This window comes from Pseudomonas sp. QC2 (genome assembly GCF_002859085.1).
Classification (GTDB): Bacteria; Pseudomonadota; Gammaproteobacteria; order Pseudomonadales; family Pseudomonadaceae; genus Aquipseudomonas; species Aquipseudomonas petroselini.
Genome location: NZ_PKKS01000019.1, coordinates 222531 through 244488, shown reverse-complemented (window position 1 = coordinate 244488; position 21958 = coordinate 222531). Strand labels below are relative to the sequence as shown.

The 21958-nt window shown below is 60.5% G+C and carries 19 protein-coding genes and 1 pseudogene; 7 read left to right on the top strand and 13 right to left on the bottom strand.

Features of this window, described 5'->3' with window-relative positions; genetic code table 11:
• Positions 1–158: 158 nt before the first annotated feature.
• From QCBJ_RS19090 to QCBJ_RS19080, 3 genes are all read right to left on the bottom strand, one after another.
• Positions 159–1484 carry a sigma-54 dependent transcriptional regulator gene (locus QCBJ_RS19090; protein ID WP_015885647.1) on the bottom strand — a complete coding sequence of 442 codons (1326 nt, stop codon included), beginning with the start codon at positions 1482–1484 and terminating at the stop codon, positions 159–161.
• Positions 1478–3244: an ATP-binding protein gene (locus tag QCBJ_RS19085; protein ID WP_102061334.1), complete on the bottom strand. Its 1767-nt coding sequence runs from the start codon at positions 3242–3244 to the stop codon at positions 1478–1480. Before QCBJ_RS19085 ends, QCBJ_RS19090 begins: the two co-directional genes overlap by 7 nt.
• Positions 3245–3512: 268 nt before the next feature.
• The gene (locus QCBJ_RS19080) at positions 3513–5036 is read right to left on the bottom strand and encodes a fumarate hydratase (protein ID WP_015885645.1); all 1524 of its coding nucleotides are present in this window, start codon (positions 5034–5036) and stop codon (positions 3513–3515) included.
• A gap of 216 nt (positions 5037–5252) precedes the next feature.
• On the opposite strand from QCBJ_RS19080, the gene QCBJ_RS19075 reads away from it, so the two are divergent.
• Together QCBJ_RS19075 and QCBJ_RS19070 are read left to right on the top strand one after the other, a co-directional pair.
• Positions 5253–6185, top strand: a complete 933-nt coding sequence (locus tag QCBJ_RS19075) for an iron-sulfur-binding ferredoxin reductase (protein ID WP_102061333.1) — start codon at positions 5253–5255, stop codon at positions 6183–6185.
• 30 nt (positions 6186–6215) lie between these two features.
• Positions 6216–6965, top strand: a complete 750-nt coding sequence (locus QCBJ_RS19070) for an enoyl-CoA hydratase-related protein (protein ID WP_102061332.1) — start codon at positions 6216–6218, stop codon at positions 6963–6965.
• A 102-nt stretch (positions 6966–7067) separates the two neighbouring features.
• On the opposite strand, the gene pyk is transcribed toward QCBJ_RS19070, so the two are convergent.
• On the bottom strand, positions 7068–8519 hold the full coding sequence (pyk, locus tag QCBJ_RS19065; protein WP_015885642.1) for a pyruvate kinase: 1452 nt from the start codon (positions 8517–8519) through the stop codon (positions 7068–7070).
• A gap of 173 nt (positions 8520–8692) precedes the next feature.
• Here pyk and QCBJ_RS19060 point away from each other — a divergent pair, with 173 nt between their 5' ends.
• Complete coding sequence (locus QCBJ_RS19060; protein ID WP_015885641.1) at positions 8693–9067, top strand: hypothetical protein; 375 nt, start codon at positions 8693–8695, stop codon at positions 9065–9067.
• Between the two features lie 225 nt (positions 9068–9292).
• Positions 9293–9652: a PilZ domain-containing protein gene (locus QCBJ_RS19055; protein WP_102061331.1), complete on the top strand. Its 360-nt coding sequence runs from the start codon at positions 9293–9295 to the stop codon at positions 9650–9652.
• A gap of 77 nt (positions 9653–9729) precedes the next feature.
• Here the strand turns inward: QCBJ_RS19055 and QCBJ_RS19050 are convergent, their stop codons facing one another.
• The 6 genes from QCBJ_RS19050 to QCBJ_RS19025 are packed head-to-tail and all read right to left on the bottom strand — an operon-like array spanning position 9730 to position 16412.
• A complete protein-coding gene (locus QCBJ_RS19050; protein WP_015885639.1) occupies positions 9730–11061 on the bottom strand; it encodes a DUF58 domain-containing protein in 1332 nt (443 codons plus the stop codon).
• A 7-nt stretch (positions 11062–11068) separates the two neighbouring features.
• Complete coding sequence (locus QCBJ_RS19045) at positions 11069–12064, bottom strand: MoxR family ATPase (RefSeq protein ID WP_102061330.1); 996 nt, start codon at positions 12062–12064, stop codon at positions 11069–11071.
• On the bottom strand, positions 12061–13230 hold the full coding sequence (locus tag QCBJ_RS19040) for a DUF4350 domain-containing protein (protein WP_102061329.1): 1170 nt from the start codon (positions 13228–13230) through the stop codon (positions 12061–12063). Before QCBJ_RS19040 ends, QCBJ_RS19045 begins: the two co-directional genes overlap by 4 nt.
• Positions 13227–14756: a DUF4129 domain-containing protein gene (locus QCBJ_RS19035; protein WP_102061337.1), complete on the bottom strand. Its 1530-nt coding sequence runs from the start codon at positions 14754–14756 to the stop codon at positions 13227–13229. Before QCBJ_RS19035 ends, QCBJ_RS19040 begins: the two co-directional genes overlap by 4 nt.
• A complete protein-coding gene (locus QCBJ_RS19030; protein ID WP_102061328.1) occupies positions 14743–15723 on the bottom strand; it encodes a stage II sporulation protein M in 981 nt (326 codons plus the stop codon). Before QCBJ_RS19030 ends, QCBJ_RS19035 begins: the two co-directional genes overlap by 14 nt.
• Positions 15720–16412 (bottom strand): RDD family protein, encoded by a 693-nt coding sequence (locus QCBJ_RS19025; RefSeq protein WP_043205827.1) that lies wholly within the window; start codon positions 16410–16412, stop codon positions 15720–15722. Before QCBJ_RS19025 ends, QCBJ_RS19030 begins: the two co-directional genes overlap by 4 nt.
• A 167-nt stretch (positions 16413–16579) precedes the next feature.
• On the opposite strand from QCBJ_RS19025, the gene sbcB reads away from it, so the two are divergent.
• Complete coding sequence (gene sbcB, locus QCBJ_RS19020) at positions 16580–18007, top strand: exodeoxyribonuclease I (RefSeq protein WP_102061327.1); 1428 nt, start codon at positions 16580–16582, stop codon at positions 18005–18007.
• Between the two features lie 91 nt (positions 18008–18098).
• Here sbcB and mvaT read toward each other — a convergent pair whose 3' ends face one another.
• Entirely contained in the window at positions 18099–18473 is a 375-nt protein-coding gene (mvaT, locus tag QCBJ_RS19015) for a histone-like nucleoid-structuring protein MvaT (protein ID WP_005790963.1), read from the bottom strand.
• Between the two features lie 350 nt (positions 18474–18823).
• Between mvaT and purU the strand changes: the two genes are divergently transcribed.
• The gene (gene purU, locus QCBJ_RS19010; RefSeq protein ID WP_102061326.1) at positions 18824–19672 is read left to right on the top strand and encodes a formyltetrahydrofolate deformylase; all 849 of its coding nucleotides are present in this window, start codon (positions 18824–18826) and stop codon (positions 19670–19672) included.
• Positions 19673–19758: 86 nt separating this feature from the next.
• Positions 19759–19929 carry a hypothetical protein gene (locus tag QCBJ_RS30225; protein ID WP_015885631.1) on the top strand — a complete coding sequence of 57 codons (171 nt, stop codon included), beginning with the start codon at positions 19759–19761 and terminating at the stop codon, positions 19927–19929.
• 13 nt (positions 19930–19942) lie between these two features.
• Here the strand turns inward: QCBJ_RS30225 and QCBJ_RS30770 are convergent, their stop codons facing one another.
• Both QCBJ_RS30770 and QCBJ_RS30765 read right to left on the bottom strand, forming a co-directional pair.
• Positions 19943–20707 (bottom strand): methyl-accepting chemotaxis protein, encoded by a 765-nt coding sequence (locus QCBJ_RS30770; RefSeq protein ID WP_370636119.1) that lies wholly within the window; start codon positions 20705–20707, stop codon positions 19943–19945.
• A 93-nt stretch (positions 20708–20800) separates the two neighbouring features.
• Positions 20801–21832: pseudogene (locus QCBJ_RS30765) on the bottom strand (cache domain-containing protein); the annotation flags it as partial.
• Positions 21833–21958 lie beyond the last annotated feature (126 nt).

Here is a 21958-nt window from a genome sequence, read left to right as displayed (position 1 = left end):
GGATTTGTACCTGTGTGATTATTCCTTGGGGAGGCTTGGACGGGGTATGACCCGCGTCCAAGCCTCAAATGTGTAAACGATGTCCCCGGTTTCAGATGTAAACGATGTCTACGGTTCTACACCCCGATAGCAGCCTGCCAGTCAACACAACGATGGGCCTAGAGAAACATCTCCCGCACCAACCCATGCCGCTGCATTTTTTCATTCAAGGTTCTGCGCGGCAGTTGCAACTCCGCCAGCACCGCCTTGATATCGCCTTTATGCCGGGTCAACGCGGCCTTCAAGCAATGAGCCTCGAACGCCTCCTGCTGTGCCGCCAGGGATTGCCCGGCCTCGACGCCTTCCGGTTCCGGGTCGCCAAGCCCCAGCACCTGGCGCTCGGCGACGTTAGCCAGCTCACGCACATTGCCCGGCCAGTCGTGACTGAGCAGGCGTCCCAGTTGCGCGCCGCTCAGCGGTTCGACGGTGCGGCCCAGGCGATCGGCGGCACTGTGGGTGAAGTGGTCGAACAGCAATGGGATATCCTCGCGGCGCTCACGCAAAGGCGGCAGGCGCAATTGCGCGACGTTCAAGCGATAGGCCAAGTCTTCGCGAAAGCGCCCGGCGCGGGCCTCTTCCAGCAGGTCCGGCTTGGTGGCGGCGATGATGCGCAGGTCCACGTGAATACTGTGGTTGGAGCCCAGCCGCTCCAGCTTCTGCTCCTGCAGCACGCGCAGCAGTTTCACCTGTTGGGCCAGCGGCATGCTTTCGATTTCATCGAGGAACAGCGTGCCACCGTGGGCGTACTCCAGCTTGCCGATGCGCTTGCCCTGTGCGCCGGTGAACGCGCCGCTTTCGTGACCGAACAGTTCGGCCTCGAACAATTGCTCGGGAATCGCGGCGCAATTGAGTGCCACAAACGGCTTTTTCGCGCGCGGGCCAAAATCATGCAGGCAGCGGGCGACCAGCTCCTTGCCGCTGCCGGTCTCGCCACGGATCAGCACGTTAACCGGCAGGCTCGCCAGGTCCAGCACCTGGCGGCGCAAGGTTTGCAAACCCCGGGACACGCCCAGCAGCGTCGATTCCAACTGCGCCCGATGATCGGCCTGTTGATGCAGGCGTCGGTTTTCGAGAATCAAGCCACGCTTGTCCAAGGCACGGCGCAGGCTGTTGAGCAAGGCATCGGGGCTGAAGGGTTTTTCCAGGAAGTCGTAGGCACCGTCGCGCATGGCCTCAACGGCCATCGGCACATCGCCGTGGCCGGTGAGCAGGATGACCGGCAAATCCGCGTCGCGGCGCTGCACCTCGGCCAACAGTTCCAGGCCGCTGAGGCCGGGCATGCGCACGTCGCTCAGGATCACCCCGGGGAAGTCCTTGGGCAGTCGCGCCAGGCATTCGTCGGCGCGGCTGAACAATTGCACCTCAAACCCCGACAGGCTCAACCATTGCTCGACGGCTGTGCGAATACTGGCTTCGTCATCGACCACAATCACCGCGTTCAGCATGGTTCGGGCGTCTCCAGCGCGATAGGCAAGGTCAGGGTGAATACCGCGCCATCGCCCCGGTTGCCGACGCTCAGGCGTCCGCCCAGTTCGTGCACGATAGCGTAGGACACCGCCAACCCCAAGCCGAGCCCGTCCCCCACGGGCTTGGTGGTGAAGAAAGGGTCGAACACACTGTTCAGGTGGTCGTCGGCAATCCCGCCGCCGGAGTCGCTGACGGTCAGCTGCCACAGCTGTTGATCGGCATGCAGGCGGATTTCCAGGCGTTTGCGCGGCTTGTCGGCCATGGCGTCCAAGGCGTTGCGCAGCAGGTTGATCAGCACCTGCTCCAAGCGAATCGCATCGCCGCGGACCCAGGCGGGGCGGGTCAGGTCCAGCACTACGCCGATGGCTTCATCGCGCAGGCGTGCATCCAGAAGATGCAGGGACTGGTCCACCACCGTGGCCAAGTCCAGGCGTTCACGCAGGCCACTCGGGCTTTTGCGCGCGAAGGTCTTGAGGTGACCGGTGAGCGCGGCCATGCGCGTGAGCATGTCGTCCAGCGGGGTGAGCGCCTTGTAGGCGTCGTCGACGCGGCCGTGATCGAGCAGTAGGCGCAACGTGGCCAACTGCATGCGCTGGGCCGTCAGTGGCTGATTGATTTCGTGGGCGAGGGCGGCGGACATCTGCCCCAGCGCTGCCAACTTGGCCGATTGCACCAGGCCATCTTGGGCGGTGCGCAGCGCCTGGGTGCGTTCTTCCACCAGTTGTTCAAGCTCCTCGCGACTGCGCTGGCGCAAACGGGCCAGGCGCCAGCGTTGGGTCAGGAACAGCACCAGGAACACCAGCGCCAGCCAGGAACCGGCGGCGGCCAGCCCGGCGTTGCGTTGATCCTCGAAGGCTAACAGGGGCTTGCGCAGCAGGTGCAGGGTCCAGCCTTCGGCTTTCAGCGGCAAGGACTCCCAGATGTAGTTGGCGCTGCCCTCCGGGCCGTTGACGCGCATCAAATGGCTGTTTTCGCCAAAGCGCTGCAGTGACTGGGCATCCAGCGGCAGCAGTTGTTTTTTGTCGTATTGGCGGGTGGCCTTGAGTTCGGCAAGGTCGCTGGCCGACAGCGGCCGCAGGTTGCGATAACGCCAGCCGGGTTGATTGGCGATAAACACGATGCCACGCGCATCACTGACCAGCAGTAAGTCATTGCCTTGGGCCCACTCGCGCTCAAGCTCGGGGAACTCCAGCTTGACCACCATGGCGCCGAGGAACTGCTCGTGTTCATCCAGCACCGCGCTGGAAAGGAAGTAACCGGGGATCCCGGTGGTTACGCCCACCGCATAAAAGCGCCCGGTGCCCTGGCTCAACGTCTGGCTGAAGTACGGTCGGAACGCGTAGTTATGCCCCACGTAACTGCTCGGCAGGTTCCAGTTGCTGGCGGCCACGGCCAGGCCGGTGCGGTCCATCAACTCCAGCGTGGAAGACTGCGCAGCCCCGTTGATGCGTTCGAGCTTGCGGTTGAGCAGGTCCTGGGTGGAGGGATCCAGCGGGCCCTTCAAGGCGTTGATCATCTCCGAGTCCAGCGCCAGCACGGCGGGCAGGGCGCGGTAGCGTTCGATCAGGGTGTGCAGCGAGTTGGCATACAACGCAAGCTGCTGATTGGCGCGGGCGGCATCGTCCACCAGGGCTTGGCGTTCGGCATGGCGCGTGGCCAAGGCGGCAGCCAGCACGGCACCGGCGATGATCAGCAGTGAGTAGAACGTCAGGCGCAGGGGGCGAGGGATCACGATCATACGGTGATGGGCAGGCGCAGAAAGGGGAGTGCACCATAGCATGCACGACGTTAACGTTGTGGCGAGCGGGGTTGTGTAGTGAGCGGGCTTGCCCCGCGCTGGGTGGCGAAGCCGCCCTAAAACCTGACACCGCGTTCTGTTTGGCAAAATGATGGGGCGGCTTCGCCACGCAGCGCGGGGCAAGCCCGCTCACTACAGAGAAACCAGCAGGCAATAAAAAGGCGACTAGGCCCAAGGCCGCAGTCGCCTATCCTTGCAGGGGAAATGCTTACTGCACTTCTACCGCCAGGCTGTCACTGATCTTTTTCTGCCAGATGGCAGGACCGGTGATGTGGACGGATTCGCCCTTGCTGTCCACCGCCACGGTGACCGGCATGTCTTTCACATCGAACTCGTAGATCGCTTCCATGCCCAGTTCGGCGAAGGCGACAACGCGCGACTTCTTGATGGCTTGCGCCACCAGGTAAGCGGCACCACCGACGGCCATCAGGTACACGGCTTTATGGTCCTTGATCGCTTCGATGGCGGTCGGACCGCGCTCGGATTTGCCGATCATGCCCAACAGGCCGGTCTGCTCGAGGATCTGACGGGTGAACTTGTCCATCCGCGTCGCGGTGGTCGGGCCCGCGGGGCCAACCACTTCTTCGCGCACCGGATCAACCGGGCCGACGTAGTAGATGAAGCGGCCCTTGAGGTCCACCGGCAGGCTTTCGCCCTTGTTCAGCATCTCGACCATGCGCTTGTGCGCGGCGTCGCGACCGGTGAGCATCTTGCCGTTGAGCAACACGGTTTCGCCCGGCTTCCAGCTCTGCACTTCTTCCGGGGTGAGGGTGTCGAGGTTGACGCGGCGGGCCGAAGGGCCGGCTTCCCAGACGATTTCCGGGTAGGCGTCCAGCGGTGGCGCTTCCAGCGACGCCGGGCCCGAGCCGTCGAGCACAAAATGCGCGTGACGGGTGGCGGCGCAGTTGGGGATCATGCACACCGGCAGGGAGGCGGCGTGGGTCGGGTAGTCCATGATCTTCACGTCGAGCACGGTGGTCAGGCCACCCAGGCCCTGGGCGCCGATACCCAGTTGGTTGACCTTCTCGAACAGCTCCAGGCGCATCTCTTCGATACGGTTCTGCGGGCCGCGCTTTTTCAGCTCGTGGATGTCGATGGACTCCATCAACACTTCCTTGGCCATCACCGCGGCTTTCTCGGCGGTGCCGCCGATACCGATGCCGAGCATGCCCGGTGGACACCAGCCGGCGCCCATGGTCGGAACGGTCTTGAGCACCCAGTCGACGATCGAGTCGGACGGGTTGAGCATGGCCATTTTCGACTTGTTTTCGGAACCGCCGCCCTTGGCCGCCACGTCCACTTCCACGGTGTTACCCGGGACGATGGAGTAGTGGATGACCGCAGGGGTGTTGTCCTTGGTGTTCTTCCTGCTACCGGCCGGGTCGGCCAGGATGGAGGCACGCAGGACGTTTTCCGGCAGGTTGTAGGCGCGACGCACGCCTTCGTTGATCATGTCGTCCAGGCCCATGGTGGCGCCATCCCAACGGACGTCCATGCCCACGCGCACGAACACGGTGACGATACCGGTGTCCTGGCAGATCGGGCGATGACCGGTGGCGCACATGCGCGAGTTGATCAGGATCTGGGCGATGGAATCACGCGCCGCTGGCGATTCTTCGCGCAGGTAGGCTTCGTGCATGGCCTGGATGAAATCAACGGGGTGGTAGTAGGAAATGAATTGCAGGGCGTCGGCAACGCTCTGAATCAGGTCGTCTTGCTTGATCACGGTCATGAGTCGCGCTCCTCTATAAGGGAACATTCAATAAAGGTGAGCCCAGTGTTGCATCGGTCGGCTGAGCTCACCTTTCCAAGGCACGCCAAAGTGGTGCAGGCGCGACGCTAAAAAGGCGCGGCAGTATAACCCGGCGCGGTGGCCGATACACCCGACTATGGTCAAACTGTCGCAGGCATGATTCCCTGTGCGCGCCCTTTGTGATTGAGTCCTTATATGCCTGAACTGTACGTCGGCGAACGCCATTGGTCGGTAACGGCCGGCAGTAATCTGCTGGATGCCTTGAACCAGGCGGGTGTGGCCGTGCCTTACAGTTGCCGCGCCGGCAGTTGCCACGCGTGCCTGGTGCGGTGCCAGGGCGAGGTCGAGGACAAGCAGCCCGAGGCCTTGAGCGCGGCGCAACGCCAGGAGGGTTGGCGCTTGGCGTGCCAGTGCCAGGTCCGTGGGGATCTGCGCGTCGAAACGTTTGACCCGCTGCGTGACGGTTTGCCGGCCGAGGTGGTGGGCATCGAGTGGTTGAACTCGACGGTATTGCGCCTGCGCCTGCAACCGGAGCGCAGTCTGCGCTACCGGGCCGGGCAGCACCTGGTGCTGTGGGCGGGGTCGGTGGCGCGCCCGTATTCCCTGGCGAGCTTGCCCCAGGAGGATGCCTTTCTGGAGTTTCATATCGATTGCCGTCAGCCGGGCGAATTCAGCGATGCGGCGCGGGCGCTGTCGGTGGGTGACCGATTGCGTTTGGGCGAATTGCGCGGTGGCGCACTGCAATATGATCCTGACTGGCAATCCCGGCCGTTGTGGCTGCTGGCATCTGGTACCGGATTGGGGCCGTTGTGGGGCGTGTTGCGTGAAGCGCTGCGCCAGGATCATCAGGGGGCCATCCGTGTGATTCACCTGGCCCATGATGCGGATGGCCATTACCTGGCCGAACCCTTGGCGGCGCTGGCCGCGCAGTACCCCAACCTGACGGTGGAGCTATGGACGGCGGCCGAGTCGGCCCAGGCATTGGCGCAACTGCGGCTTGTTTCGCGGCAAACTCTGGCCTTACTCTGCGGGCACCCTGCCAGCGTGGAAGCGTTTTCCAAGCGCTTGTTCTTGGCGGGACTGCCGCGCAATCAACTGCTGGCCGATGTGTTCCTGCCCCGTGGTTGAGCGCTGAACTCTACAGTCGCGAGATTGACCATGACTGACGCCATCCAACAGCGGCGCGAACGTGGGCTGCTGATCCTGCAGCTCAATCGCCCCGACAAAAAGAACGCCCTGACCCGCGCCATGTACACGCAACTGGCCGAGGCGTTGGAGCAGGCCGATGCGGACGGGGAGATTCGCTGCGTACTGATCCAGGGCAGCAGTGAGTGCTTCACTGCCGGCAACGACATTAGCGATTTTCTCGACCATCCGCCCAGCGATCTTGATACCCCGCCGTTCCACTTCATGAAGAGCCTGCTCAACTGTCGAAAACCAGTGATTGCGGCTGTGGCGGGTGCGGCGGTGGGCATCGGCACGACCCTGTTGCTGCATTGCGACCTGGTGTATGTCAGCCGCGATGCGCGGTTGCGCATGCCGTTCGTCAATTTGGGACTGTGTCCAGAATTTGGCTCGAGTTTGATCCTGCCGCGCTTGTTGGGGCACGCCAAGGCGGCTGAGTTGCTATTGCTGGGTGAGGGGTTCACCGGTGAACAGGCGGCTGCCTGGGGCATTGCCACCGAGGCGTTGGGCAGTGGTGAGGCGGCGCTGGCCAAGGCACGGGAAGTGGCCGAGCGTTTTGAAACCCTGGCGCCGGGGGCGGTGCAGGTGACCAAGCAGTTGATGAAAAGCGTGGACCGCGAACAGTTGCGGCAGGTGATCGAGGAGGAGGGGGCGTTGTTTACCCAGCGGTTGAGGTCGCCTGAGGCGATTGCGGCGTTGTCGGGGTTTATCAGCAGTCGCTGAAGGTAAGTCGATGAGGCCCTGACAGCCAGCAGGTCACTCTGGTCTGAAATGCAAAAAGCCCCGCCATTCACAGGGCGGGGCTTTTGTTTTTCAGCGTGTCACTCAGACCATTGGGTCGCCAACGTGCAGAATCTTCATGCCGTTGGTACCGCCGATGGTGTGGTAGCTGTCGCCCTTGGTCAGGATGACCCAGTCGCCTTTCTCTACAACGCCACGCTTGATCAGCTCATCAATGGCAGCCTGGCTGACTTCGTGCGGCGGCAACGAGGCCGGGTCGAACGGGACGGTGTACACGCCACGGAACATGGCCGCGCGGGCCTGGGTTTCGCGGTGCGGGGAGAACGCGTAGATCGGCACCGACGAACGGATGCGCGACATGATCAATGGCGTGTAGCCACTTTCGGTCAACGCAATGATCGCCTTCACACCTGGGAAGTGGTTGGCGGTGTACATGGCCGCTAGGGCGATACTCTGGTCGCAGCTTTCGAACTCTTTGCCGATACGGTGGCTGGAGGTCTTGCTGGTCGGGTGCTTTTCAGCGCCGATGCAGATACGCGCCATGGCTTGTACGGCTTCCAGCGGATACGGGCCGGCGGCACTTTCAGCCGAGAGCATCACGGCGTCGGTGTAGTCGAGCACGGCGTTGGCCACGTCGGACACTTCGGCACGGGTCGGCATCGGGTTCTGGATCATCGACTCCATCATCTGGGTCGCCACGATCACCGCTTTGTTGTGGCGGCGTGCGTGCAGGATGATCTTCTTCTGGATACCGATCAGCTCGGCATCACCGATTTCCACGCCGAGGTCGCCACGGGCAACCATCACCGCGTCGGAAGCCTTGATCAGGCCGTCGAGGGTTTCGTCGTCGGCCACGGCTTCGGCGCGTTCGATCTTCGCGACCAGCCAGGCGGTGCCGCCGGCTTCGTCGCGCAGTTTACGGGCGTATTCCATGTCGGCGGCGTCGCGCGGGAAGGACACGGCGAGGTAGTCCACTTCCATTTCGGCGGCGAGCTTGATGTCAGCCTTGTCTTTTTCCGTCAATGCCGGGGCCGTCAGGCCGCCGCCACGGCGGTTGATGCCTTTGTGGTCGGACAGTGGGCCGCCGATGGTCACGGTGCAGATCAGCTCGGTGCCGGTGGCGGTGTCGACGCGCATGACCACGCGGCCATCGTCCAGCAGCAACTCGTCACCGACGCCGCAGTCCTTGACCAGGTCCGGGTAGTCGATACCCACGACGTGCTGGTTGCCCTCGGTCAGCGGGTGGCTGGTGGAAAAGGTGAAGGTGTCACCGATTTTCAGCTCGATCCGCTTGTTGGCGAATTTGGCGATACGGATCTTCGGGCCTTGCAGGTCACCCAGCAGGGCCACGAAGCGGCCGTGCTTGGCAGCCAGTTCACGCACCAGCTTGGCGCGAGCCTTGTGCTCGTCCGGGGTGCCGTGGGAGAAGTTCAGACGGGCAACGTCCAAACCAGCCAGAATCAGCTGTTCGAGGACTTCCGGCGAGTTGCTGGCCGGGCCAAGGGTGGCGACGATTTTGGTACGACGGACGGACATGCACAGACTCCTGAGTTCAAGCGCTGAGGAAGGCTACTATGCTCTTTCGTTGTAGTCATTGTTCGTTTGCACTACTTATCGATGATTGACTTGTTTTCGCTGCGGTGGAATACGAACATCCTTGAAGATTTTCGACGAGGGGTCGATACACTGCACAAGACAGGAGAACCCTCATGCGAATTTTGCTCATTGCTGCCCTGGCCGTCAGTGTTGTCGGCTGCACCCGTTGGTCGATGGACCACCATTTGAACAACGCCTACCGCGCCTACAAGGTCGGTGATTGTGAGCGTGTCACCCTGGAATTGTCCCAGGTCGACCGCGAAAGTCGCACCCGACGTTATGTGCAGCCAGAGGTTTCGATGTTGCGCGGGCAATGCCTGGAGCGGCAAAAGCTGTTCGTCGATGCGGTGCAGACCTACCAATTCATCATCAATCAGTACCCCTCGAGTGAGTACGCCTATCGTGCGCGTGCGCGGCTCGACACCCTGCAACAACTGGGGCATTACCCCGGCGCAAGCGTCGCTCGGCCGCGTCCAGCTTCGTTATGATGATATTCGTCATTTCATAACTGGCCCGTTGCCAGTCTTGGGCTATCCTTTAGATGTTCGTTTGTACAAGTTTCAAGCGCAAACGGATGTGGGGCCCGGACTCGGCGGCTGTTTGGCGGCAAAATATTGCCTCTTATCACACCGAGATCCAGGGAGAGCGGGCTTTTAGCCTGTTCCGAATCACTGGCACGGCCGCAGTCATGGCCATTGGATGGCGATCTCACCATGTTTACCGACCGACGGATCGAGCGGCATCAGCTACCTTATTTTCTGCAAGTGTTTAACCGCCTCACCGATAAGCCCATCGGTTTTCTAGGCAATGTCTCGGAAGACGGACTGATGTTAATCAGCCAATTGCCCATGATGGTCGACGTGGATTTCGAGCTGCGCTTGAAAATTCCCGGTGCTGACGGCACCTTCCATCCGATTGATCTCACGGCGACCTGTTTGTGGAGCCACGAAGATATCAACCCGCAGCATTATGATTCCGGGTTCAGCGTGCTCAAGGTCTCCGAGGAATATGGGCAGTTGATCAGTGTCTTATTGCACTACTTCAGTTTTGATCCCTTACAGGCGTCGGCCTGAATCACAGTGCCTGGTCGACCCGTTCCGGGGTAGTGCAGCCCCTGTTGTGGCCGTGCGCTGTTTAAAGGGGGCTTTTGTCAGAAAGCCCCGGCTTTCTTCCAGCCCAGGTAACGTGTCACCAGGGCCGGTCCCAGTTCAGACGGCAAGGTATCCAATACGGATAACCCTTGGGCGCCGAGGCGGTCGTGCAGCTCATCGCGGGTATTGAGGTAGTCGATGGTGCCGCTGTAGGCCAAGGCTTCGGACAAGGTTTGCACGGGAGCCTGGCGCAATTGATCGAGCACTTCCTCGCGTAAACTGGCCACCATCACCCTATGCTGTCGGCTGATGCGCTTGACGGCCGTCAGCAGCGCCTCATCGTCCTCATCCCGCAGGTTAGTCACCACGACCACCAATGCACGGCGCTTTTGCCGAGCCAGCAGTTGGCTGGCCGCAGCCTGATAATCGGCAGTCCGTCGAGTGGTGTCCAGGTCGTATACCGCGTTGAGCAACAGGTTCAACTGGCTACTGCCCTTCACTGGCGCGAGGTAGCGCGGCTGGTCACTGGCAAAGGTGCACAGCCCTACCGCATCACCCTCACGCAAGGCGACGTAGCTGAGCAACAGGCAGGCATTGAGGGCATGGTCAAAATGCGACAGCTCGTCATCCTGGCTGCGCATGCGCCGGCCGCAATCAAGCATGAACACGATCTGTTGGTCGCGTTCATCCTGGTATTCACGGGCGATTGGGGTGCGCTGCCGCGCGGTGGCCTTCCAGTCGATTTGCCGCAGGCTGTCGCCGTCGCGAAACTCGCGCAACTGATGAAACTCCAGCCCCAACCCTCGGCGTTGACGTTGACGCACACCCAGTTGGCTCAGCCAGTTGTCCACGCCCAGCAGCTGTGCGCCGTAGAGTCGGGCGAAATCCGGGTAGACGCGGGTGGCATCGCTGACCTCGATAAAGCGCCGCGCTGACCACAGGCCCATTGGGCTGGGCAGCAGAATTTCACAGCGGCTGAAACTGAAGTGTCCCCGCCGCAGTGGGCGCAGACGATAACCCAGCTCACTGCGTTCACCGGGGCGCAGGTTTATGGACTGGGGCATGTTTTCCACGGTCAACCCGTCGGGGACGTGATCGAATACCTGCACTGTCAGCGGCTGTGGGAAGTCATGCTCCAAGGCCAGGCGTACCTCACCCCACCGTCCAAGTGCCAGGCTTGCGGGCATCTGTCGGTGTACGCGGGGAGACGGGCGGCGACGCAGGCGCATCGCATCCAGCATGGCCAGCAGCAACAGCGCCAGGAGCAATCCCCACGTCACGGAGTGCAAGGTGTCGGGCACTTTGAACTGCAATGCTGCTGCAGTGCCCAGCAGGATGCCCAGGCCCAGCAATACGCCGAGCCAGTTCAACAGCAGACGGGTCGGTTTCATGGGCGAGTCATTGCCGGGGAGCCGGGATCTGATCGAGCAGTTGCTTGAGCACCTGGTCGACCTCAAGCCCATCTATATCCAGCTCGGGCGCGATACGCACCCGATGGCGCAGTACTGCCAGGGCACATCCCTTGATATCGTCCGGGGTGACGAATTCACCACCGCGCAACAACGCGCGGGCGCGGGCGCCGCGTACCAGGTCGATCGAGGCGCGAGGCCCGGCGCCGATCGCCAGCCCTGGCCAGCTACGGGTGGCGCGTGCCAGGCGTACGGCATAATCGAGCACGTGTTCGTCCAGGGCCAGGTCACTGGCAATCTGCTGCAACTGCAGCACGTCCCCGGCCTGCAACACCGTGCGCAATGGGTGTACGTCCAGCATGTCGGCCCGCGACGAGCGCGTGACTTCGCGCACCATGTCCAATTCCTGCTGTGCGTCGGGGTAATCCATGCGCACCTTGAGCATGAAACGGTCCAGTTCCGCTTCCGGCAGGGGGTAGGTGCCTTCCTGTTCGATGGGGTTCTGGGTCGCCAGCACCATGAACGGTTGGCCGATGGGCAGCGGCTCGCCTTCGAGGGTGACCTGCCGTTCCTGCATAGCCTCGAGCAAGGCTGCCTGGGTCTTCGCCGGCGCGCGGTTGATTTCGTCGGCCAGCAACAAGTGGGTGAACACCGGTCCCTTGCGTAGCTTGAACTGTTCGGTGTGAAGGTCGTACACGGCGTGGCCGGTGACATCGCTGGGCATCAGGTCCGGGGTGAACTGGATACGCGCGAAATCGCCATCAAAGCAACGCGCCAGGGCGCGTACCAGCAAGGTTTTGCCCAGCCCTGGCACACCTTCCAGCAGCACATGGCCGCCGGCGATCAGTGCGGTCAAGACATCGTCGATCACCGCGTCCTGGCCAATCACCGCCTTGCGTAGCTCAGTGCGCAGGGCCTGGGCTTGTCCGCTGGCGCGTTGCAAGGTTTCGCGGGGCAAGGCGGTGGCGCTTGGAAATTCGCTCATAGGGCATTCCTGAGGGTTTGCAGGCATGCCACCTGCCGGCTGAAATCGGCGCTGGAGAGCCGTTTTGCCGGGAGTGGGCCAAGGGCCTGGCTGATCACGTGAGAAGGTTGACGCGTCAGGTGTTCAAGCACCCGCCACTGTTCTGCGTTGTCGAGGTGTTCAAAACCTGGGTGGCGGCGCCGTGCGGTGCGCAAGATATCGCGCTGTAGGGCATGCAGCAGCGTGCCATGGCCGCTACGGCGCAACAGGAAGTCGGCGCTGGCTTTCAGGTGTTCCTGCAATTGGCGACGGGCGTTGGAGGCGGGTGGCCGGATCGGGCCATGACGCATACCGGCCCGCCAAAGTGCCAAGGCGACCAAGGCAATGAGTGCCACCAGGGCTTGGGGGAAATACCGTAGCAATAAGGTGAACAGGTCTTCGAAGTCACTGTTGAACAGCAAGGTCACGGCGGTGCCCTGGTTCAGGTACCACAGCAGCCAGGCATTATCGTGCTTGCCTAGGTCCGGGGTTTTCCACAGGTCGCTGTCGGTGATTACCGTGACGCTGCCTTCCCCGAGCTGGAGTTGCATCAGGTGAGTCGACTTTGCGCTATTGGCGGAAAATTGCGCCAGATGCTTGGGGTCGGTGAGGTTGAAGTCCGTGTCGAAACTGAAATACGCCGGTGCGGTTTCATTGTCGACATAGAGCTTGGTCAGGTCCGGGGCTTTCTTTTTAGGCGGCTTTTCACGGGTGGGGGCGAGCTCGTCAGGCTCGTCACTCAAGGTCTGGTGGATAGGCAGACGATCGAGCAGCAGGTCGCCGCTTTTGCCGGTCTCTTCATCCCAGAGTGCCTCGGCCACCAGTAGCAGGTGGCCGCCGGATTTTGCCCATCCCAGCAGTTGCTCCACTTGGCGTGGCGACATGTTACTGCGTTCGCCGAGCAGTAATAGGCTGTTGCCCTTGGCCGGCAGGGTCGTCAGCCGTTCCAGGCTATTGGCCTGTTCAACTGTCAGGCCTTGTTGGCGCAGAAAGTGTTCGGCCGCCAGGTAGGGGTTGGCCAAGGCTTCCGGGGAAGGGCCGCGGTCCACGACTTCATCGTAAGGAATCGCCTTGCTCCAGGCGTAGTAACCACCCGCTCCAAGCAGGCACGCCAGCAATAGCCCAACCCACAGTAATGGTCGGTTCATGGCTGGCTCCCTGAGCTGAACAGGGTGCGCCAGTCACTGCACAGTTTTTGCTGGACGGTGAGGGGCGGAAGGCGATGGCCATAGGCGAGATTTTGCCAGTGCCGAGTCAGCTCATCGCTGAAAGCCAGCAATTGCGGCTGCTGCAATTGGTTTACACGTGCCAGGACCTGACCTTCAGTGTCAGCGCTTTTCAGCGGCAGGCTGAAGTCATGCAGCAGTCGGCTGAGAAGGCCCCGATACAGCAGGCCGAGGGCTTCCCTGGGTTGGGTGGCCCACAGCCGTTCCGCAGCGCTGGCGACATCGTCGGGCAAGGTCTCGGCGCCCAGTTCAAGGCCGAACAGTTGCGTAGGTAGGGGGGCGACGGTTTTCGGTTTGCGAGGCCCCCGCCGAGTGACGAAGGTGCGCAACCATTCGCGATACCGCCACGCGAGCAAGATCAGGCTACCGATCAGAAGCCCCCACAACAGGACTTCCAAACCTTGGGCGATGTGTTTGAAGGTATTGCTGTTGAGGTTGTCCAGCAGCGCCTTCAGCCAGGCCGGAAGTCTGCCATCACTGTGAGCCTTGTTTTTAGTGGCGGGTTGTTCTTCGCCGAAGCGATAGCGGGTGACGGTTTCCGGGTTTTTGAAGGGCGGCTTGTCCAGTATCACCTTTACGGACTGGCTCGCACTCTGGGTGCTCAGCGGCTTGGGAGGACTGGAAGGATCGGCCAGGACGGGCGGACTGAATGGCAGCAACGTTAACCCGATCATCAGTAATAGCAACGGCACCACACTGCTGAGGCGTTGACGAAGACGTCGGAAGACCAACTCCAAGTCCCAGGCTTCCAGTGCGGTGCGGCGGTTAAGGTAGAGGCTGAAACCGCAGGCGACGTAGATCGGCTCCCAAAACACCAGGATCAAGGCATAGAAGGCGTTGCCCAGGTGTTCCAACCAAAGCCCTTCCGCGCTGGTCGCCAGTGCCAGGCGTTGCCAGTCCCAATCCGTCTCGATGTTTTGGGGAATAAAGAAATAGAACAGCGCCATGCAACCAAACCACAGGCCGATTTCCAGGTGCACCCCGACGGTGGTCAGCCAACGTGCGGCGCCAGCGTTGCGTTGCTGCAGTACGCCCAGGCGTTTTTGGCGTGCTGGGCCATCCAGGCCTTCGAGTTGGCTCACAGGCATTAAAAAGCTTCGGCTCAGGCTGAGCCGTCGCCAGGTCAGGCTGGCCAGCAGCTGGCTTTTGAGCAGGCTTGGCCACTGGCGCACCGCCTGCTTGAGGCTGGGCGTTTCGCCAAACAAGGCCTTGGACAGGATGTACAGCGGCAAGCGGTCAAAGGCGGGCTTGAGCCACCAGAACAGGAATATCGCCGTAGACGGGTACTGCCACAGCAGGGCAGTGAGTAAGGCAAACACTGGCAGGGTGATCAACGCCCAACTGCTCATCAATAGCAGGCGGTGTTCCCGTGCCATTAGTACGCCAAGGTCCATGGCCTCCCAGGCAGTACGGGGGCGGATTACCACGCTGGCATCACTCAGGCGCATGGTGGGTCCTTCCGGCAACGCTCAGGTAAACGATCACCAGCAGCCACAGGACAGCGCCCACCAGGTATTTGACCCAAGGGGTTATCGCAGTGGTGGATGACCAGTAGGCCTCGATGAAGGCAGCGATCAGTAGGAAGATCATGACGCCGCACAACATTTGCACGCTCTTGCGCGCCGCCAGCCGTAAGGATTCACCACGGGTCAACTGTCGCGGAGCGACCAGCGCCCAGCCCAACTGCAAACCGGCGGCACCGGCGAGGGCGATCGCGGTCAGTTCGAATGCGCCATGGCCGATGACGAATGACCAGAAGGTCTGGCCATAGCCGATTTCGGTCAGGTGCCCGGAGACTGCACCGATGACCAGACCGTTGAAAATCAGAAAGAACACGCTGCCCAGGCCGAACAATAAGCCGGCGGCAAATGTCTGGAACGCGATACCGATGTTGTGCATCACGTAGTAGCCGAACATCATCCAGTCTTCGCTCGATGCTCGCTCGGCGGCGCGGCCCAGTCGGCTGGCGTCGGGGTCATACATGCCCTGCATCTCGGCCACTTGCTGGGGGCTGACGATGCTGTAGATAAGGTCCGGAAACAGGTACACCAGCAGCGCGATACCGATCAGGCTGCCAAAGAACAGCAGGCTTGCTATCAGCACGAAACGCCACTGTTCCCGCACTAACCGAGGAAAATCGGCGAGTACGAACCCCAGTACATTGGCCGCCAATTGGCTGCGATGACGGTAAAGTTGTTGATGGCCGCGCAGGGCCAGTTGCTGCAGTGGGTCTACCAGGTAGCTGCTGTAGCCACGCTCCTGGGCCAGGGCCAGGTGCTGGCACAGGCGTCGGTACTGATGGGGGAAGTCAGCCACGTCGCCGGGCTTGGCCTTACCTTGCTCCAACTGTTTCAGGTGTTCGGCAAAGGCTTGCCATTGGGGCTGGTGGCGGCTTTCGAAAAGGCTCTGCTTCATGTTGGCCCCAATAGGCCACGGGCCACGCCGTTGAGTTGCTCTACAGCGCGAGCCGGGGATACCTGCAAAGGGGTGGCGAGAATCGAAGCCAGCTCGTGAACGCGCTCAGTGGACAGTTCAGTCTGGCGTTCCGCGAAGGCAAGGATGGCCCGTTGTTCGCTCAAGTCCAGGGCAAAGGGCAGGCGCAAGGCTGCAGCTTGAGGTATCTGGGGGCGCTCCAACGGCTGCTCTCGGTAAATCACCAGTGTGCCGGCGGCCAGGTCGCCCAGTCGCTTGAAGTGAACATGCTGCAGGCAACTGATAGCGCCGAGGAAATAGCCGAATGGCAGCATGTCGACAAATCGCAGCAGGTTACGGATCAGTGACGCGGACCAGCTAATCGGGGTGCCGTCATCTTGTACGACACGTAACCCCATGACCTGTTTGCCGGGCGAGCATCCCTGGTTAAGCACCTCGAACAGCACCATATACCACCAACTGATCAGGAACAGCAGCAGCGAGCCCAGGCCGATACCGACGTTGCCCAGCAAGGCCAGCGGTACCAACAGAATACCCATGATGACTCCGCGCAAACCCAAGTCAAAGGCGAAGGCCAGCACGCGTGGCACCAGGCCGGCCGGGCGCAGTGGCAGGTCGATGCCCTCCGGGGTCTCGATCTGGTAGCGGGTGTCCAATGGGGCTGACGGCATCGCGATCCTTGGCAGTGCAGAGTGGCTGGAAGACACGGATGCTAGCAGTGTCGGCGATGGAAGCAACCACTCAAGGTTTTGCTGGATGTTTGTACAGTGCATTTGGTGCTGGTCGCGGGGGTTGCTCAACGCCTAGACTTTGACGATCTTCAGTACAGGAAAAGCCCGTGACCTCCATTTTCTGGTACGACTATGAAACCACCGGTATCAACCCGCGCAGCGACCGCCCACTTCAGGTAGCCGGCATTCGTACGGACCTCGAACTCAACGAGATCGGCGCGCCGGTCAATCTTTATTGCCAGCCCAGCGACGATATCCTGCCCCATCCTGTCGCCTGTGCGATTACCGGTATCACCCCCGCGATACTCGCGGAAAAAGGCCTGGCCGAGGCCGACTTCATGACGCGGGTGCACGCTGAGCTGGCCGCCCCGGGGACCTGCGGCGCGGGTTACAACACCTTGCGGTTTGACGATGAAATGACGCGCTACAGCCTGTATCGCAATTTCTTTGATCCTTACGCACGGGAATGGCAGGGCGGTAACAGTCGCTGGGATTTGATCGATGTCGTCCGCACGGCCTACGCCCTGCGCCCCGAGGGGATTGAATGGCCACAGCAGGATGGGCGCGTCACGCTCAAGTTGGAACGCCTGACCGAAGCCAACGGTATCGACCATGGTCAGGCGCACGATGCGTTGTCCGACGTGCGCGCCACGATTGCCCTGGCTCGACGGGTTCGTGAGAAACAACCCAAGCTGTATGAATGGTTGTTTCAGCTGCGCAGCAAGCAACGGGTGATGGACCAGGTGCGCTTGCTGCAACCGATGGTGCACATCTCCGGGCGTTTTTCCGCCGAGCGTCATTATTTGGGGGTTGTGCTGCCGCTGGCATGGCATCCGCGCAATCGCAATGCCTTGATCGTCTGCGACCTTGGGCTCGACCCGCAAGGGTTGCTGGACCTTGATGCCGACACGCTGCGCCAACGCCTTTATACCCGCCGTGAAGCGCTGGCGGAGGGCGAACTGCCGGTACCGCTCAAATTGGTGCATATCAATCGCTGCCCGGTGGTTGCTCCCTTGAATGTGCTACGGGCAGAAGATCGTGAACGCCTGCACTTGGACATGAATATTTATCAGGAGCGAGCGCTGCGGCTAACTGACGCACAGGAAGTTTGGCGCGATAAGTTAGGGGCCATTTACGCCGAAGAGGATTTCGCAGCGAGTGCCGACCCGGAACAACAGCTTTACGACGGTTTTATCGGGGACCGGGATCGGCGTTTATGTGAACAAGTCCGCACGGCCGAGCCTGCGCAATTAGCACGCCAGCAGTGGCCATTTGATGATCACCGTTTGCCTGAATTATTATTTCGCTACCGTGCACGTAACTTCCCCGATACCTTGAACAGCGAGGAGCAACAACGCTGGAAACTTTTTTGTCAGCAACGTTTGTCCAGCCCGGAATGGGGCGCACCGAATACCCTTGACGCATTTAATCAGGCTCGGCAGGAGTTTGCCGTTAGTGCGACGTCGTTTCAGCATGGGGTGCTGGAGCAATGGCAGGAATATGCGGACACTCTAGCCGCGAGGATGAATCTGTAATCGCGGCTCACAGAATAGACAGGCAATAAAAAACGCCAGCAGGCTGGCGTTTTTTTAATGTGTCGCGTATCAGGCGCGAGCCTGGCGAGGCTTAGCCCAGCAGGGTAGCCCAACCTTCAACCACGTCACCGCCCCACTTGGCTTTCCACTCTTTCAGCGTTTTGTGGTTGCCACCTTTGGTTTCAATCACTTCGCCGTTGTGTGGGTTCTTGTATTGTTTGACCTTGCGAGCACGCTTGGTGCCGGTAGTTTTCACAGCGCCGCGCGGTGCTTTAACTTTCGACTCTGGATCCAGCAGCGCGATGATGTCACGCAGGGATTTGGAGTATTCACCCATCAGGGTGCGCAGTTTGCCTTCGAATTCCAGCTCGGTTTGCAGTTTGTCGTCTTGGGACAGGTTCTTCAAACGGGCTTGCAGCTCTTTGATAGCTTCTTCGGTGGCACGGTATTCGTTGATCAGAGACATGTGGACTACCTTATGTAGAGCGCTGATTGACAGGGATAGTGGCCCAATAATAGTCAGGCGGTATGCCCAAGTAAACATTTAAGGTCGCATTTCTCTGAATTACTTTAAATGTTTGTAGCAATGCTATGCATTCGAGTTAATTACAAGGGCGTAGACCTAAAGACAATTCTCCTGAAATGCGCGGAACAACCGTAGGGTGGCAAAATAGATTCATATAAAGGTGGTAAAACCTTAGCGTCTTAAGGGTCAAGGCGTGGGCCGGTGATCAGAATAAGCGTTAACGGATACTGCAGTTTTCCTGCGCAATCGCTAGAATGGCGGCCTTTGCGAAGTTCTGGAGTTTCCCCCTAATGCGCACTTTTCGGCTGGTGATTGCTTGCCCGGACCGGGTCGGCATCGTTGCCAAAGTCAGTAACTTTCTGGCGTCCCACAACGGTTGGATCACCGAGGCGAGTCATCACTCGGACAATCTCAGTGGTTGGTTCTTCATGCGTCATGAGATCCGTGCCGATACGCTGCCCTTCGGCCTTGAGGCCTTCCGCGAGGCATTTGCGCCGATCGCCGAAGAGTTTTCGATGACCTGGCACATCACCGACACCGAGCAGAAAAAACGCGTGGTGTTGATGGCTAGTCGCGAATCCCACTGCCTGGCTGACTTGCTGCACCGCTGGCACAGTGATGAACTGGACTGCGAGATCGCTTGCGTGATTTCCAACCACGACGACCTGCGCAGCATGGTTGAGTGGCATGGCATCCCGTATTACCACGTGCCGGTCAACCCGCAGGACAAGGAGCCGGCCTTCGCCGAAGTCTCCCGCTTGGTCAAGCAGCACGACGCCGATGTCGTGGTGCTTGCGCGCTACATGCAAATCCTGCCGCCGGAGCTGTGCCGCGAATACGCCGGCAAGGTGATCAACATTCACCACAGCTTCCTGCCGTCGTTCGTGGGCGCCAAGCCTTACCATCAGGCTTCCCTGCGTGGCGTGAAGCTGATCGGCGCGACGTGCCACTACGTCACCGAGGAGCTGGACGCCGGCCCGATCATCGAGCAGGACGTGGTGCGTGTCAGCCACAGCGACAGCATTGAAGACATGGTGCGTTTCGGCCGTGACGTCGAGAAGATGGTGCTGGCCCGTGGCCTGCGTTACCACTTGGAAGACCGCGTGCTGGTGCACGGCAACAAGACGGTGGTGTTCTGACCGACCTGTTGTGATTGAAGAATGAAGGGCCTGGGCGTTAAATCGTCCCAGGCCCTTTTTCTTTGCGTGCCGTTGAGGAGTGAGCAATGAGTGATCCGCTGGACAAAGCCACATCAAAAGCCCCGGCGACGGTGGGCGAGGGGTGTTTGAGTCGATTTGATCCGGATGACCTGGACAGTGAGGACGGCACCGATTTTCCCGGTGCCGCCCAATTGTGGGAGCGGGAGCAGCGTAAACCCGAGCCCGAGGGCGAGTAACTGCCCGCCAGGATCAGATTCGGAAGCTACCGACCAATTGCTTCAATCGCGCGGCCTGTTGCTCGAGGTCGGCACAGGCGCGCAGCGTGGACTGCAGGTTTTCCACGCCTTCTTGATTAAGGGTGTTGATCTCGGTGATGTCCATGTTGATCGACTCCACCACCGAGGTTTGCTCTTCAGTGGCGGTGGCGACTGACTGGTTCATGCCATCGATCTCGCCGATGCGCTGGGTCACACTGTTCAGGCGTTCACCGGCCAGGTTGGCGATGTCCACACTGTCGAGGCTGTGACGCTGGCTTTCACTCATGGTGCTGACCGACTCCCGGGCACCGACTTGCAATTCCTCGATCATCTTTTGCACTTGTTGCGCTGATTCCTGAGTGCGATGCGCCAAGTTGCGCACTTCGTCCGCGACCACCGCAAACCCACGTCCGGCTTCGCCTGCGCGAGCCGCTTCAATGGCTGCGTTCAGCGCCAGCAGGTTGGTTTGTTGGGAAATACTGGTGATCACCTCAAGAATCTGTCCGATGTTCACGGTTTTGCTATTGAGTGCTTCGATGTTGCTGCTGGAAGCACTGATCATCGCTGACAGCTGGTTCATCGCCTGGATATTGCGCTCGACCACGTGCTGGCCGTCTTCAGCCAGATGCCGTGCATCGCTGGCTTGATGGGAGGCTTGCGCGGCATTGCGCGCGATTTCCTGGGCCGCAGCCCCCAATTCGTTGATGGCAGCGGCGACGCTGCTGGTGCGGTTGGCCTGCTCGTCGGAGTTGACCATCGACGAGTTGGAGGCACTGACCACGCGCAGTGCCACCTCATTGACCTGTTCAGTGGCCGAGGATACTTCGCGGATCGACGTATGAATCCGCTCCACGAAGCGGTTGAAGGCGTTACCCAGCGTGCCGAATTCATCGTGATTCTGGATCGTCAGGCGTCGGGTCAGGTCGCCTTCGCCGTCGGCGATGTCCTGCATGGCGCGGGTCATCACATGCAGTGGTTGCAACAGGATGCGGATCAGCATGCCGAGCAGGGCGATGATGATCACCACGGCAATGAGCGTGGCGATGACCGCCGAAGTGCGGAATTCGCTGAGCATGGCGAAGGATTTGTCTTTATCCACCGCAATACCGAGGTACCAGTTCACGGAAGGCAGGCCCTTGATCGGTATAAAGGTCACGATAGTGTCCTTGCCGTTGGCCTCGACTTCGCTGAAGTCCGGGCTGATCTTCGGGGTGTTTTTTGGATACACGTCGGCCAGGGTCTTCATCACCAGGTTTTTGTCCGGGTGTACCAATACTTTGCCATCGGCACTGACCAGGAACGCATAGCCCATGCCGCCGAAATTCAGCGCGCCAATGTTATCCACCAGGGTTTGCAGGCTCAGGTCGCCACCGACCACGCCGATGCTCTGGGTACCTTGGGTGCTGGGAGTGGCAACGGAAATGATCAGTTTGCCGGTGGCGGCATCGATATAAGGTTCTGTCAGGGTTGAGCCGTTGCTGCTCTGGGCGCCCTTGTACCAGGGGCGGACGCGCGGGTCGAAGCCGTCTGGCATTTTGGTATCAGGGCGGATGGTAAAGGCGCCTTTGCTGTCGCCGACGTAGGTCGCCATGAAGGCAGAGGTCAGCGCTTTCTGTTCCAGCAGGCCGGCAACCACGGAAGGCTCGGGGTTGATGGCGATGTTTTGCGCGGCGTTTTCCACCAGAGCAATGCGCCCTGTCAGCCAGGTTTGAATGTTGCTGGCGGTGACATCACCCATTTCATGCAGGTAGTTGTTGAGGTCGTCGCGAATGGCGTTGCGTTGCAGGTAGTCGTTATAGAGGGTAAACAGCGCGAATGCGGCGATGACGATAAGGGAGGCTGCAAGCAGGATTTTATGGCTGAAGCGCAGATTTTTATTCATGGCTTGTAGGGTCCGCTAAGGTCTTAATATCCGAAGCGCGTCCTTATGGGATGCGCAAAATGGCAGCGTCAAAAAAGGTGTGATACTTCTTGTGATAGTTCTGTGGGTCCCTGTAGGAACTACCTG

Bases quoted from the DNA above. Each gene is read 5' to 3' on its own strand.
- QCBJ_RS19090 (WP_015885647.1), bottom strand. From the start codon at position 1,484: ATGCTGAACGCGGTGATTGTGGTCGATGACGAAGCCAGTATTCGCACA.
- QCBJ_RS19085 (WP_102061334.1), bottom strand. From the start codon at position 3,244: ATGATCGTGATCCCTCGCCCCCTGCGCCTGACGTTCTACTCACTGCTG.
- QCBJ_RS19080 (WP_015885645.1), bottom strand. From the start codon at position 5,036: ATGACCGTGATCAAGCAAGACGACCTGATTCAGAGCGTTGCCGACGCC.
- QCBJ_RS19075 (WP_102061333.1), top strand. From the start codon at position 5,253: ATGCCTGAACTGTACGTCGGCGAACGCCATTGGTCGGTAACGGCCGGC.
- QCBJ_RS19070 (WP_102061332.1), top strand. From the start codon at position 6,216: ATGACTGACGCCATCCAACAGCGGCGCGAACGTGGGCTGCTGATCCTG.
- pyk (WP_015885642.1), bottom strand. From the start codon at position 8,519: ATGTCCGTCCGTCGTACCAAAATCGTCGCCACCCTTGGCCCGGCCAGC.
- QCBJ_RS19060 (WP_015885641.1), top strand. From the start codon at position 8,693: ATGCGAATTTTGCTCATTGCTGCCCTGGCCGTCAGTGTTGTCGGCTGC.
- QCBJ_RS19055 (WP_102061331.1), top strand. From the start codon at position 9,293: ATGTTTACCGACCGACGGATCGAGCGGCATCAGCTACCTTATTTTCTG.
- QCBJ_RS19050 (WP_015885639.1), bottom strand. From the start codon at position 11,061: ATGAAACCGACCCGTCTGCTGTTGAACTGGCTCGGCGTATTGCTGGGC.
- QCBJ_RS19045 (WP_102061330.1), bottom strand. From the start codon at position 12,064: ATGAGCGAATTTCCAAGCGCCACCGCCTTGCCCCGCGAAACCTTGCAA.
- QCBJ_RS19040 (WP_102061329.1), bottom strand. From the start codon at position 13,230: ATGAACCGACCATTACTGTGGGTTGGGCTATTGCTGGCGTGCCTGCTT.
- QCBJ_RS19035 (WP_102061337.1), bottom strand. From the start codon at position 14,756: ATGCGCCTGAGTGATGCCAGCGTGGTAATCCGCCCCCGTACTGCCTGG.
- QCBJ_RS19030 (WP_102061328.1), bottom strand. From the start codon at position 15,723: ATGAAGCAGAGCCTTTTCGAAAGCCGCCACCAGCCCCAATGGCAAGCC.
- QCBJ_RS19025 (WP_043205827.1), bottom strand. From the start codon at position 16,412: ATGCCGTCAGCCCCATTGGACACCCGCTACCAGATCGAGACCCCGGAG.
- mvaT (WP_005790963.1), bottom strand. From the start codon at position 18,473: ATGTCTCTGATCAACGAATACCGTGCCACCGAAGAAGCTATCAAAGAG.
- purU (WP_102061326.1), top strand. From the start codon at position 18,824: ATGCGCACTTTTCGGCTGGTGATTGCTTGCCCGGACCGGGTCGGCATC.
- QCBJ_RS30225 (WP_015885631.1), top strand. From the start codon at position 19,759: ATGAGTGATCCGCTGGACAAAGCCACATCAAAAGCCCCGGCGACGGTG.
- QCBJ_RS30770 (WP_370636119.1), bottom strand. From the start codon at position 20,707: ATGGTCAACTCCGACGAGCAGGCCAACCGCACCAGCAGCGTCGCCGCT.